Genomic DNA, 12759 nt, shown 5'->3' with positions numbered 1-12759 from the left:
CTCCTCCCTCCCGTTCTCAGCCCTTTGCGTCGCTCGTGGTCATCACCGTGTAGAAGATCCACGAGAGCAGCAGGATGATGAGGAAGTAGATGATCGAGAGGGCCGCGGCCGGGCCGAGGTCGAACTGGCCGATCGCCATCTTGACGAGGTCGATCGACAGGAAGGTCGTCGAGTTGCCGGGACCGCCGCCGGTAACGACGAAGGGCTCCGTATAGATCATGAAACTGTCCATGAAGCGCAAGAGGAAGGCGATCAGCAGCACGCGCTTCATCTTCGGAAGCTGGATGTAGCGGAAGACCGACCAACGGGAGGCGCCGTCGATCTTGGCGGCCTGGTAATAGGCGTCCGGGATCGAGACGAGACCGGCATAGCAGAGCAACACCACGAGGCTCGTCCAGTGCCAGACATCCATCACGATCAGCGTCACCCAGGCGTCGATCGGGTTCTGCACGTAATTATAGTTGATGCCGAGCGCCGCGAGCGTGCGTCCAAGCAGGCCGATGTCGACGCGACCGAAGACCTGCCAGATGGTGCCGACGACGTTCCACGGAATGAGCAGCGGCAGCGCCATCAAGACGAGGCAGATCGGCACGCCAATGCCCTTCTTCGGCATGTTCAGCGCGATGACGATGCCGAGCGGGATTTCGATCGCCAGGATGATCGCCGAAAAGATCAGGTTGCGGGTGAGCGCGTCCCAGAAACGGTCGGATTCGAGCACGTCCTGGAACCAGTCGGTGCCGGCCCAGAAGAACTCGTTATTGCCGAAGGTGTCCTGCACGGAATAATTGACCACGGTCATCAGCGGGATCACCGCCGAGAAGGCGACGAGCACCAGCACCGGCAGGACCATGAACCAAGCCTTGTTGTTCCAGGTCTTTTCCATATCAGGCCTCCTCGCCGACGCGCCAGGAATCGGCATAGATATTGATGGCCTTCTGATCGAAGGTGATGCGCGGCTCGGCGGGGATATCGCCGTCCTCGCCGACGATGATCGAGATCGGCCGGTCGGCGAAGCGGGCGCGCACGACCTTGTGGCGGCCGATGTCCTCGACCTTGGTGATCGCGACCGGCATGCCTTCGCGGCCGAGCGAAATGAATTCCGGGCGGATGCCGAGTTCGGTCGCGGCGCCGGCCTTGATCTTCGGCAGGAAGCCGAGGGCAATGCTTTCGCCGCCGACCGCCGCCGTGGCTCCATCGATCTCGGCCGGCAGCACGTTCATGCCCGGCGAGCCGATGAAATAGCCGACGAAGGTGTGGCTCGGCCGCTCGAAGAGCTCGGCAGGGGTGCCGATCTGGACGATCTGTCCGTCATACATGACGACCACCTTGTCGGCGAAGGTCAGAGCCTCGGTCTGGTCGTGCGTAACATAGACCATGGTGAAGCCGAATTGCTTGTGCAGGCGCTTGATCTGCGAGCGCAGCACCCATTTCATCTCCGGGTCGATGACGGTCAGCGGCTCGTCGAACAGAATGGCGCTGACATCGGAGCGCACGAGGCCGCGGCCGAGCGAGATCTTCTGCTTCTGATCGGCGGTCAGCCCGCGCGCGGTCTTCGTCGCCCAGCCGCCGAGGCCGATCATCTCGATGATCTCCTTCACCCGGCGGTCGACCTCCGCTTCCGGCACATGGCGGTTGCGCAGCGGGAAGGCGAGATTGTCGTAGACCGTCATCGTGTCGTAGATGACCGGGAACTGGAACACCTGGGCGATGTTGCGGTGCTGCGTGGCGAGATGCGTCACATCGGTGCCGTCGAAGAGGATTTGGCCCTCCGACGGATTGATGAGCCCGGAAATGATGTTGAGCAGCGTGGTCTTGCCGCAGCCCGAAGGGCCGAGCAGCGCATAGGCGCCGCCGTCGTTCCATTCGTGATGGACTTCCTTCAGCGCGTAGTCGGCTTCCGACTTCGGCTTGGCTCCGTAGGCGTGACGGATATGCTCGAGATTGATACGTGCCATGGTCTCCTCCCAGCGCTCCGCTCAGGCCGTGCCGCCGGTCGCCCGGCCGTTCGGCCCGAAGGCCATCAAATGGCGGGTGTCGACGAAGACCTCGAGGTCCGCATCCGGTTCGATGTCGTGAACGCCGGGCGCCAGCATCACCCAGCGCGCATCGGCGAAGCCGACGTGAATGAAGCTCTCCGATCCGGTGATCTCCGATATCGCCGTCTTGACCGTGAGCGGATTTCCGCTGCCGTTCTGCCGTCCGAACGAGATGTGATGCGGCTGGAAGGCCACCGTGCAGGGCCCGTCGGCAACGGTTGCCAGATGCTGAGGAACCGAAAGCACGGGCTTACCTTCCAGCATGAAATGCGACCCGGACTTGACGAGGTCGATGGTATTCAGCGGCGGATCGGCGAAGGTGCGGGCGGTGACGATGTCAGCCGGCCGGCGATAGACGTCGATGGTGCGGCCGAACTGCGTGATGCGGCCCTTGCTCAAGGTGGCGGTATTGCCGCCGAGCAGCAGCGCCTCGGATGGCTCCGTCGTGGCATAGACGAAGATCGCCCCGGAAGCGGCAAAAATCTTCGGCAGTTCCTCCCGCAGCTCCTCGCGCAGCTTGTAGTCGAGATTGGCAAGCGGCTCGTCGAGCAGCACCAGATCCGCATTCTTGACAATGGCGCGGGCAAGCGCTGTGCGCTGCTGCTGGCCGCCGGAAAGGTTGAGCGGCGTGCGGTCGAGATAGGGGGTGAGTTTCAGGAGCTCGGCTGCCTTGCGCACCTCCCGGTCGATTGTGGCGTTGTCGAGGCCCTTGATGCGCATCGGCGAGGCGATGTTGTCGTAGACGGTCATCGCCGGATAGTTGATGAATTGCTGGTAGACCATTGCCACCGAGCGCTTCTGCACCGGCAGGCCGGTGACATCGGCGCCGTCGAAATGGAGCGAACCGGAGGCGGGCTTATCGAGACCGGCCATCAGCCGCATCAGCGAGGTCTTGCCGGAAAGCGTCGGGCCGAGCAGAACATTGAGCGACCCCCTCTCCAGCGCAAGGCTGGTCGGGTAGATATGCGTCTCCCCGCCCACGACCTTCGATATGTTCTTCATTTCAAGCATTGAATTCTCCGGTGTTCCACCCAGCCATCGGCAGTTCATGCATGTCGTTGCCCCAAAACCGCTGCACACACTTGGGCCACATGCGTCAGGCGGCGGCGTTGACGGCGCCGCGCATATAATCCTCCAGTTCAGCGGCTTCAGTCCGCGAGAGCTGCAATCCCAGCTTGGTGCGGCGCCACAGCACGTCCTCCGCGCGCCGCGCCCATTCCTGTTGGATCAGCCAGTCCACCTCGACCGCGTAAAGGTCCCCGCCAAAGTGCTTGCCGAGGTCGGCACTGCCTGCCGCTTTGCCGAGGAGCCGCGCCGCCAAGGTCCCATAGAGCCGGACCAGCCGGCGGGCGTGGGAGGCGGCGAGAAAAGGGTAGCGTGCCTTCAGCTTGTCCACCTCCGCCTCATAGGCGGTCGGGGGGAAGTCGCCGCCTGGCAGGCGCGAAGAGGCGGTCCATTTGCCGCCCTTGACGCCGACCGCCTCGCCGATCTTGTCGAGCGCGGATTCGGCGAGCCGCCGATAGGTCGTGAGCTTGCCGCCGAAGACGTTCAGCAGCGGGGCCTCCCCGTTCTTGCCCTCAAGCCGCAGCACATAGTCGCGGGTCGCTTCCTGTGCCTTGCTTGCGCCGTCGTCATAGAGCGGGCGAACGGCCGAATAGCTCCAGACGATGTCGTCGCGGGTTACCGGGTCGGCGAAGTATTCGCTCGCGGCCTTGCAGAGATAGTCCATCTCGGCATCGCTGATATGCGCCTCCGCCGGATTGCCGCCAAAGTCCCGGTCGGTCGTTCCGATCAGGGTGAAAGCGCCCTGGTAAGGAATGGCGAACATGATGCGCCCATCCGGATTCTGGAAGAAATAGGCGCGCGGGTCGTCAAACTTCTTCCTCACGACGATGTGGCTGCCCTGGACAAGACGGACATTGTGAACGTCCGTCTTGTGCAGCGCGTCGCTAAGTACCCGGTCCACCCAGGGGCCGGTGGCATTGACGAGCATGCGGGCGCGCAGAGTTTCGCGGGCGCCCGTCGCCGCGTTTTCGGCCTCGATTGCCCAGACGCTTCCCTCGCGCCGGGCCGAGACGACGCGGGTTCGCGCCATGATGCGAGCGCCGCGGTCGGCTGCGTCGCGCGCATTGAGCACCACGAGGCGGGCGTCGTCCACCCAGCCGTCGGAATATTCGAAAGCCTTGGTGAAGAGGCGCTTCAGCGGCTCGCCGGCGGGATCGCGGGTCATGTCCAGCGTGCCTGTGGCAGGCAGCAGCTTGCGGCCCCCGATATGGTCATAGAGAAACAGGCCGAGGCGGATCAGCCAGGCCGGGCGCGGCCCGCCTTTGTGGTAGGGCAGCACGAACCGCATCGGCCAGATGACATGCGGCGCCATGGCCCAAAGCACCTCGCGCTCCATCAGCGCCTCGCGCACGAGGCGGAACTCGTAATGCTCAAGATAGCGTAAGCCGCCATGAATGAGCTTGGTGGAGCCGGACGAGGTGCCGGAGGCGAAATCGTTCATCTCGGCCAGCGCAACGGAATAGCCCCGGCCGGCCGCATCACGCGCGATGCCGCATCCGTTGATGCCGCCGCCTATGACAAAGACGTCGAAGATTGCCTGCTCTGACACTGCGATTGCCCCTCCTCTTTTCGCAATGCACAAATTGAATGCAAATGCGAAAGTAACGGCAGTAAAAACGAAAACATTTCGAATGTCAAACGAATGTTTTGCGAGTCTTCACGGAAGCGAAAACGCGGGCGCTCACACCTCGGTCTCGATCAGCTTCACACCCTGGTCGGCGCAAATTCTGCGAACATTTTCGGCGAAACAACGGTCGGTGATGAAGGTCTGGACCTGGGAGATATGGCCGATCCTGACCGGCGCGGTGCGTTCGAACTTCGTCGAATCCGAGACCAGGATAACGTGCCGCGCATTGGCGATAATCGCCTGCGCCACTTTCACTTCGCGATAGTCAAAATCGAGGAGCGCGCCATCGCTGTCGATTGCGGAGGCGCCGATGACGGCGAAATCCACCTTGAACTGCCTGATGAAATCGACGGCCGCCTCGCCGACGATGCCGCCGTCCGAACCGCGCACGACGCCACCGGCAATCACCACTTCGATGGATGGATAGATCCGCAACCGATTGGCAACGTTGATGTTGTTGGTAATGACCATCAATTCCTTGTGGTCGAGCAGCGCTTCGCCGACCGCCTCCGTGGTGGTGCCGATGTTGATGAAGAGCGAGGCGTTGTCGGGGATCAGGGCCGCTGCCGCGCGACCGATCGCCTGCTTCTCCGCCGCGGCGATCTGCCGGCGGGCATCGTATTTCACGTTCTCATTGCCGCTCGGGAAGATGGCGCCGCCATGGACGCGATTGAGGACGCGCGCGTCGCAGAGATCGTTCAGGTCCTTGCGGATCGTCTGCGGCGTCACCGAGAAGCGCTGGGCGAGTTCCTCGACGAGCACCCGTCCTTCGGTCTTGGCGAGCGCGAGGATTTCTTCCTGGCGTCCGGTGAGATACATGTCGCGCTCCCTCTGTTTTCGTTTGGTTTCATAATATGCAAAAACGAAAGCCGTGCAATTTCAGAATCGGCGAAATTGCGCAGACTCGGGCTTTCGCTCGCCACAGGCATCGATATAGAAGTTGCAGTCCGTCCAGCGATGCGCTCGCCTGCTTCAGGAAAGGAATGCAAGACATGTTTCATCCGGCCTTGTTCAGCGGCATGAATGTGGTGGTGACCGGCGGCGGCCGCGGCATCGGCCTCGAGGTCGCCCGGCAATTCCTTGATTGCGGCGCTAGAGTGGTCGTTCATACGGGGCGGACGATTCCCCGTGACCGTCCCGTCTTCCTCGATCTCGCGGCGGGCGAGGGCCGGGCGTTTCTCTGCGGCGCGGATTTTGTCGAATCTGGCGGCGTGCAAGCTCTCGCGGACGAGGTGGGGAGCCGATTCGACAGCCTGGACGTGCTTGTCAATAATGCGGGCACAATGGTCGGTCGCTTCCCAGCCGCGGAACTCACTGATGAGGAATACCGTGCCATCCTTCGGCTCAACCAGACCTCCGTCGTCGAGATGACGCGTGCCATGCTGCCGCTGTTGCGCAAGGGCGCGCATGCGGCGATCGTCAACACCGTGTCGATTTCGGCGCGCACGGGCGGCAGCGCCGGCTCGTCGATCTATTCCGCCACCAAGGCCTTCGTCGCCACCTATTCGAAGGCGCTGGCGCGTGAGCTGGCACCGGAAGGGATCCGGGTCAATTGTGTTTCGCCGGGCACGATCGCCACCGACTTCCATCAGCGCTATTCCACGCCGGAGAAGCTGGAGGCGACGCGGAAATCGATTCCGCTCGGACGGCTCGGGACAGCCGACGATTGCGCGCCTGCCTATCTCTTCCTCGCCTCGCATGCGCTTTCGGGCTATATCACCGGTCAGATACTGGAAGTGAACGGCGGTCAGTTGATCTGCTAAGCGGCATCAGAGTGCTTTTTCCCTCATCCCGCTGCCGCTTGTCCCTTCTCCCCGCGGGCGGGGAGAAGGGACAAGCGGCACGCTCCGACCGCCTCTCCCCTAGAGAGGCGCGAGGGCGAGAGGTCAGTCCTCGGATTAGCCCCGATCCTCGGGTCAAACCCGAGGAGAGGGGCGGCACCAATTCGTCCTGAAGGGATAAGGCATGATCGACAAGCTGGAATTCTTTCTCGCGCTCGCCCGCGAGCGGCACTTCGGACGGGCGGCCGAGGAATGCGGCGTGACGCAGCCGACGCTGTCGGCGGCAATCCGGCAGCTCGAGGACCAGCTCGGCGTGATGCTCGTCAATCGCGGCTCGCGCTTTCAGGGGCTGACGCCGGAGGGCCAGCGGGTGCTCGAATGGGCGCGACGGATCGTCGGAGACAGCCGCACCATGCGCGAGGAGATGCGGGCGGCGCGCAAGGGGCTGTCGGGGCATATCCGACTTGCTTCGATCCCGACAACGCTCGCAATGGTGCCGATGATCACGGCGCCGTTCCAGGAGAAACACCCGGACGTGACGTTCTCGGTTCTCTCGACGACGTCGCTGCAGATTCTGGCGCTGCTCGAAAATCTCGAAATCGATGCGGGTCTGACCTACCTGGAGAACGAGCCGCTCGGCCGCGTCACCAGCGTGCCGCTGCAGGTGGAGCAATATCACCTCGTGACGGCCGCCGGGACACCGCTTTCGGATCGCGAAAGCGTGACCTGGAAAGAGGTTAGCAACATTCGGCTTTGTCTATTGACGGCCGACATGCAGAACAGGCGGATCATCAATCAGCACTTCTCCGAGGCGGGAGCCGTCGCCAGCCCGACGCTCGAATCCAACTCGATGATCGTGCTTTTCTCCCATGTCCGCACCGGTCGATGGGCGAGCATCATGCCCTATAATGTCGCGAAATCATTTGGTTTTCACGAAGATATCCGAATGATCCCGATCGTCGAACCGGATGTGCGGCACACCGTCGGACTCGTTGCCACCTATCGCGAACCATTCACGCCGCTGGTGTCGGCGTTGCTGCACGAGGCGCGCATCCTCGGTGAGCGCAACGCAGCTCGATAGATTTTTTCTATCGTCCAACGGAACAGCATTATTGACCCATCCGGCCATAAGCGCGAAGCTGGTCAGACGTGCAGGGGTCGACGAGGCTCCAGCCCCTGCGAAATTGGAGACATTCGGTGCGGAAGGCGATCGGGCCCAGGTCTGGAGCGCACCGCGCCGCGAGCCGGGAGGGCTCTTGGCGTGAATATCCATCTGCCGCGCGCGGACGTGGCCGAGCAAACGCTGGCGATCATCGACGAATTTAAGGGGCTCGAAGGCCCGTTGCTTCCGATCCTGCACGCGCTGCAGGACGAGTTCGGCTATGTGCCGCAGGAATCCATGCCGGTGATTGCGCGCGAGCTCAACCTGTCGCGCGCCGAGGTCTACGGCGTCGTCACCTTTTATCATGACTTCCGTGAACACCCGGCCGGGCGGCACGTGCTGAAGCTCTGTCGCGCCGAAGCCTGCCAGTCGATGGGCGGGGACCGGCTGGCCGACCGGGCGAAGGCCCTGCTTGGCATCGATTTCCACGAGACGACCCCTGACGGCGAGGTGACCCTCGAGCCCGTTTACTGTCTCGGGCTCTGTTCCTGCTCGCCGTCGGCAATGCTCGATGGCGAGGTGCACGGCCGGCTCGATGATGCGGCGCTCGAAGCGCTGGTCGAGGAGGTACGCCGATGACCGCCAAGATCTATATTCCGCGGGATGCGGCGGCGCTGGCGCTTGGCGCTGAAAAAGTGGCGACGGCGATGGCCGAGGGACTGGCGGCGCGCGGTCTCGATGCGACGATCGTCCGCAACGGGTCGCGCGGCCTGCATTGGCTGGAGCCGCTGGTCGAGGTCGAAACCCCCGAGGGTCGTATTGCCTATGGCCCGGTAAAGGCAGGCGATGTTGCATCTCTCCTCGATGCGGGTCTCGTCACCGGCGGCTCGCATCCGCTCTGTCGCGGGAAGACGGAGGAGATCCCGTTCCTCAAGCGTCAGGTGCGGCTGACCTTTGCCCGTTGCGGCGTTACGGATCCGCTGTCGCTCGACGACTATCGCGCCCATGGCGGCCTCAACGGCCTCGAGAAGGCGGTTGCGATGGAGCCTGCGGCAATCGTCGCCGAGGTTACCGAAAGCGGCCTGCGCGGCCGCGGCGGCGCAGGATTCCCGACCGGCATCAAGTGGAAGACGGTGCTCGAAGCGCCGGGGCCGCAGAAATATATCGTCTGCAACGCCGACGAAGGCGACAGCGGCACGTTCGCCGACCGGATGATCATGGAAGGCGATCCCTTCGTGCTGATCGAAGGCATGGCGGTCGCAGGCATCGCGACGGGCGCCACGAAGGGCTATATCTATACGCGTTCCGAATATCCGCACGCGATCGCGGCGATGACCGAGGCGATCGAGGTTGCGCGAGCCGCCGGCGTCCTCGGCCGCGCGGTGCTCGGGTCCGCCCACGCCTTCGACATGGAGGTCCGTACTGGTGCTGGCGCCTATGTCTGCGGCGAGGAGACGTCGCTCCTGAACAGCCTCGAAGGCAAGCGCGGGCTGGTGCGCGCCAAACCGCCGCTCCCCGCCCACAGGGGCCTGTTCGACCGTCCGACCGTCATCAACAACGTCATCTCGCTCGCCTCGGTGCCGGTGATCCTCGACAAGGGCGCCGCCTATTACCGCGATTTCGGCATGGGGCGCTCGCGTGGCACGATCCCGATCCAGATCGCCGGCAACGTCAAGCATGGCGGCCTGTTCGAAATCGGCTTCGGCCTGACGCTAGGCGAGATCGTCGACGACATCGCCGGCGGCACCGCAAGCGGCCGGCCGGTCAAGGCGGTGCAGGTCGGCGGTCCGCTCGGCGCCTATTTCCCGCGGGCGCTGTTCGACACGCCGTTCGACTATGAAGCCTTCGCGGCGAAGGACGGCCTCATCGGCCATGCCGGCATCGTCGTCTTCGACGATACGGCCGACATGCTGAAGCAGGCGCGGTTTGCCATGGAATTCTGCGCGGTGGAGAGCTGTGGCAAGTGCACGCCCTGCCGCCTCGGCTCGACGCGGGGGGTCGAAGTGGCGGACAAGATCAGGGACGGGGTCGAGCCCGAAAAGAACCGCGAACTGCTTGCCGATCTCTGCAACACGATGAAATTCGGCTCGCTCTGCGCGCTTGGTGGCTTCACGCCCTATCCGGTGGTGAGCGCGATGACGCATTTCCCGGAGGATTTCCAGCCGGCGCCGGTGAGGGAGGCGGCGGAATGATGGCGGCGACGTCCACCTCACTAAACGCCAATTCCCAGGAGGCCCAGTAATGTCCCTCATTCATGAAATCGACTACGGCACTCCTGCTTCCATGTCTGAAAAGCTGGTGACGCTGACGATCGACGGGCGCGAGATCACCGTGCCGGAGGGCACCTCGATCATGCGCGCGGCGATGGAAGCGGGCATCGAAGTGCCGAAGCTCTGCGCCTCCGACATGATGGACGCTTTCGGCTCCTGCCGGCTCTGCCTCGTCGAGATTGAAGGCCGTGCCGGCATGCCGGCCTCCTGCACCACCCCGGTGGCACAGGGTATCAGCGTCTCCACTCAGACGCAGCGCCTCAAGGACGTCCGCCGCGGCGTGATGGAGCTCTACATCTCCGATCATCCGCTCGACTGTCTGACCTGTGCGGCCAACGGCGATTGCGAGCTGCAGGACATGGCTGGCGCCGTGGGTCTTCGGGACGTGCGCTATGGCTATGATGGCGCCAATCACGTGCAGGCGCGCAACAATGGCGACATCAACATCAACTGGGCGCCGAAAGACCACTCCAATCCGTATTTCACCTTTGATCCCGCCAAATGCATCGTCTGCTCGCGCTGCGTCCGCGCCTGCGAGGAGGTGCAGGGCACCTTCGCGCTGACGATCAGCGGCCGCGGCTTCGATTCGCGCGTCTCCGCCGGAATGAGCGAGGATTTCGTTTCCTCGGAATGCGTCTCCTGCGGCGCCTGCGTGCAGGCCTGCCCGACGGCGACGCTGACGGAAAAATCGGTGATCGAGATCGGCCAGCCGGAGCATTCCGTCGTCACCACCTGCGCCTATTGCGGCGTCGGCTGTTCGTTCAAGGCGGAAATGCGCGGCGAGGAGCTGGTGCGCATGGTGCCGTGGAAGGACGGCCAGGCGAACCGCGGCCATTCCTGCGTCAAGGGCCGCTTCGCTTATGGCTATTCGACGCACAAGGATCGCATCCTCAATCCGATGATCCGCGAGAAGATCACCGATCCCTGGCGCGAGGTCACCTGGGAGGAGGCCTATGCGCATGTCGCCTCCGAATTCCGCCGCATCCAGTACCAGTATGGCCGAGATTCGGTCGGCGGCATCACCTCCTCGCGCTGCACCAACGAGGAAACCTATCTGGTGCAGAAGCTGGTGCGCGCCGGCTTCGGCAACAACAATGTCGATACCTGCGCGCGCGTCTGCCATTCGCCGACCGGGTATGGCCTCAACCAGACCTTCGGTACTTCGGCCGGCACGCAGAATTTCGACAGCGTCGAACACACCGATGTCGCCGTCATCATCGGCGCCAACCCGACCGACGGCCATCCGGTTTTCGCGTCTCGGCTGAAGAAGCGGCTACGCCAGGGCGCGAAGCTGATCGTCATCGACCCGCGCCGGATCGACCTCGTCCGCTCGGCCCATGTCGAAGCTGCCTATCACCTGCCGATCAAGCCCGGCACCAATGTCGCCATCCTGACGGCGATGGCGCACGTGATCGTCACCGAGGGACTGGCGGACGAGGCCTTCATCCGCGAGCGCTGCGACTGGTCGGAATTCGAGGATTGGGCGGCCTTCGTTTCCGAGCCCTATCACAGCCCGGAGGCGACCGAAGCCTATACCGGCGTGCCGGCGGACCTGGTCCGCGGCGCGGCGCGGCTCTATGCCACCGGCGGCAACGGCGCGATCTATTACGGCCTCGGCGTCACCGAGCACAGCCAGGGCTCGACCACCGTCATTGCGATCGCCAATCTCGCGATGGCCACCGGCAACATCGGCCGGCCCGGTGTCGGCGTCAATCCGCTGCGCGGCCAGAACAACGTGCAGGGCTCCTGCGACATGGGCTCCTTCCCGCACGAGCTGCCCGGCTACCGGCATATCTCGGACGATGCCACGCGGGAGACCTTCGAGAAGCTCTGGGGGGTGACGCTCAACAATGAGCCGGGCCTGCGCATCCCCAATATGCTCGATGCTGCCGTCGACGGCACCTTCAAGGGCTTGTACATCCAGGGTGAGGACATCCTGCAGTCCGACCCGGACACCAAGCACGTGGCCGCCGGCCTTGCCGCGATGGAATGCGTCGTCGTGCAGGATCTCTTCCTCAACGAGACGGCCAATTACGCCCATGTCTTCCTGCCGGGCTCGACCTTCCTGGAAAAGGACGGCACCTTCACCAATGCCGAGCGGCGCATCAACCGCGTGCGCCGCGTGATGCGGCCGAAGAACGGCTATGCCGACTGGGAGGTGACGCAAAAGCTCGCCCAGGCGATGGGGCTCGACTGGAACTATGGGCATCCATCCGAAATCATGGACGAGATCGCAGCGACCACGCCGACCTTTGCCATGGTGTCCTATGACTATCTCGACAAGATGGGCTCCGTGCAGTGGCCTTGCAACGAGAAGGCGCCGCTCGGTTCGCCAATCATGCATGTCGACGGCTTCGTGCGCGGCAGGGGCAAGTTCATCCGCACGGAATATGTGGCGACCGACGAGAAGACCGGCCCGCGTTTCCCGCTGCTTCTGACGACGGGCCGCATCCTCAGCCACTATAATGTCGGCGCACAGACGCGGCGCACGGAAAACGTCGTCTGGCATCCCGAAGACCGACTGGAGATCCACCCGCACGATGCCGAACAGCGCGGCATCCGCGAAGGCGACTGGGTGAAGCTTGCCAGCCGTTCGGGCGAAACGACGCTTCGGGCGCTGATCACCGACCGCGTGGCGCCGGGCGTCGTCTACACCACCTTCCATCACCCGACGACGCAGGCCAACGTCATTACCACCGATTTCTCGGATTGGGCGACGAACTGCCCGGAATACAAGGTGACCGCGGTGCAGGTCGCGCCCTCGAACGGCCCGACCGACTGGCAGCGTGATTATGACGAGCAGGCCCGCCAGTCGCGGCGCATTACCGGCAAGCTGGAGGCGGCGGAATAGGAGGCGGGATGGCGGACAAGCAATCGA

The 12759-nt window shown here is 63.6% G+C and carries 10 protein-coding genes; 5 read left to right on the top strand and 5 right to left on the bottom strand.

Features of this window, described 5'->3' with window-relative positions; translation table 11 throughout:
• Positions 1-16: 16 nt before the first annotated feature.
• The 5 genes from EKH55_RS14505 to EKH55_RS14485 all read right to left on the bottom strand — a co-directional run bounded on the left by EKH55_RS14505 (position 17) and on the right by EKH55_RS14485 (position 5547).
• On the bottom strand, positions 17-883 hold the full coding sequence (locus tag EKH55_RS14505) for a carbohydrate ABC transporter permease (protein WP_151611673.1): 867 nt from the start codon (positions 881-883) through the stop codon (positions 17-19).
• Between the two features lies 1 nt (position 884).
• Positions 885-1955, bottom strand: coding sequence for an ABC transporter ATP-binding protein (locus EKH55_RS14500; RefSeq protein ID WP_069458670.1), 1071 nt, complete (start codon positions 1953-1955; stop codon positions 885-887).
• Positions 1956-1976: 21 nt separating this feature from the next.
• Positions 1977-3047 carry an ABC transporter ATP-binding protein gene (locus tag EKH55_RS14495; protein WP_069458669.1) on the bottom strand — a complete coding sequence of 357 codons (1071 nt, stop codon included), beginning with the start codon at positions 3045-3047 and terminating at the stop codon, positions 1977-1979.
• A gap of 85 nt (positions 3048-3132) precedes the next feature.
• Positions 3133-4650 (bottom strand): glycerol-3-phosphate dehydrogenase, encoded by a 1518-nt coding sequence (glpD, locus tag EKH55_RS14490; RefSeq protein WP_151611672.1) that lies wholly within the window; start codon positions 4648-4650, stop codon positions 3133-3135.
• A 132-nt stretch (positions 4651-4782) separates the two neighbouring features.
• Entirely contained in the window at positions 4783-5547 is a 765-nt protein-coding gene (locus tag EKH55_RS14485) for a DeoR/GlpR family DNA-binding transcription regulator (RefSeq protein WP_069458667.1), read from the bottom strand.
• 173 nt (positions 5548-5720) lie between these two features.
• Between EKH55_RS14485 and EKH55_RS14480 the strand changes: the two genes are divergently transcribed.
• The 5 genes from EKH55_RS14480 (at position 5721) to fdhF (ending at position 12732) form a co-directional block, all read left to right on the top strand.
• Positions 5721-6491, top strand: coding sequence for an SDR family NAD(P)-dependent oxidoreductase (locus EKH55_RS14480; protein WP_069458950.1), 771 nt, complete (start codon positions 5721-5723; stop codon positions 6489-6491).
• A 202-nt stretch (positions 6492-6693) separates the two neighbouring features.
• Entirely contained in the window at positions 6694-7590 is an 897-nt protein-coding gene (locus EKH55_RS14475; protein WP_069458666.1) for a LysR family transcriptional regulator, read from the top strand.
• A 180-nt stretch (positions 7591-7770) separates the two neighbouring features.
• On the top strand, positions 7771-8250 hold the full coding sequence (locus tag EKH55_RS14470; RefSeq protein ID WP_151611671.1) for a formate dehydrogenase subunit gamma: 480 nt from the start codon (positions 7771-7773) through the stop codon (positions 8248-8250).
• A complete protein-coding gene (locus EKH55_RS14465) occupies positions 8247-9803 on the top strand; it encodes a formate dehydrogenase beta subunit (protein ID WP_069458664.1) in 1557 nt (518 codons plus the stop codon). The genes EKH55_RS14470 and EKH55_RS14465 overlap by 4 nt, the downstream gene beginning before the upstream one ends.
• Positions 9804-9852: 49 nt before the next feature.
• A complete protein-coding gene (fdhF, locus tag EKH55_RS14460; protein ID WP_151611670.1) occupies positions 9853-12732 on the top strand; it encodes a formate dehydrogenase subunit alpha in 2880 nt (959 codons plus the stop codon).
• The last annotated feature ends 27 nt before the right edge of the window (positions 12733-12759 follow it).

Source organism: Sinorhizobium alkalisoli, from assembly GCF_008932245.1.
In the GTDB taxonomy this organism is placed as follows: Bacteria; Pseudomonadota; Alphaproteobacteria; order Rhizobiales; family Rhizobiaceae; genus Sinorhizobium; species Sinorhizobium alkalisoli.
Note: the sequence above shows the minus strand (reverse complement) of the source record. Positions and strands in the feature narration are given on the sequence as shown.

What these genes read in the sequence shown, in the direction of transcription:
- EKH55_RS14505 (WP_151611673.1), bottom strand. Translation starts at nt 883, where the DNA reads ATGGAAAAGACCTGGAACAACAAGGCTTGGTTCATGGTCCTGCCGGTG.
- EKH55_RS14485 (WP_069458667.1), bottom strand. Translation starts at nt 5,547, where the DNA reads ATGTATCTCACCGGACGCCAGGAAGAAATCCTCGCGCTCGCCAAGACC.
- fdhF (WP_151611670.1), top strand. Translation starts at nt 9,853, where the DNA reads ATGTCCCTCATTCATGAAATCGACTACGGCACTCCTGCTTCCATGTCT.
- EKH55_RS14475 (WP_069458666.1), top strand. Translation starts at nt 6,694, where the DNA reads ATGATCGACAAGCTGGAATTCTTTCTCGCGCTCGCCCGCGAGCGGCAC.
- EKH55_RS14480 (WP_069458950.1), top strand. Translation starts at nt 5,721, where the DNA reads ATGTTTCATCCGGCCTTGTTCAGCGGCATGAATGTGGTGGTGACCGGC.
- EKH55_RS14465 (WP_069458664.1), top strand. Translation starts at nt 8,247, where the DNA reads ATGACCGCCAAGATCTATATTCCGCGGGATGCGGCGGCGCTGGCGCTT.
- EKH55_RS14495 (WP_069458669.1), bottom strand. Translation starts at nt 3,047, where the DNA reads ATGCTTGAAATGAAGAACATATCGAAGGTCGTGGGCGGGGAGACGCAT.
- EKH55_RS14500 (WP_069458670.1), bottom strand. Translation starts at nt 1,955, where the DNA reads ATGGCACGTATCAATCTCGAGCATATCCGTCACGCCTACGGAGCCAAG.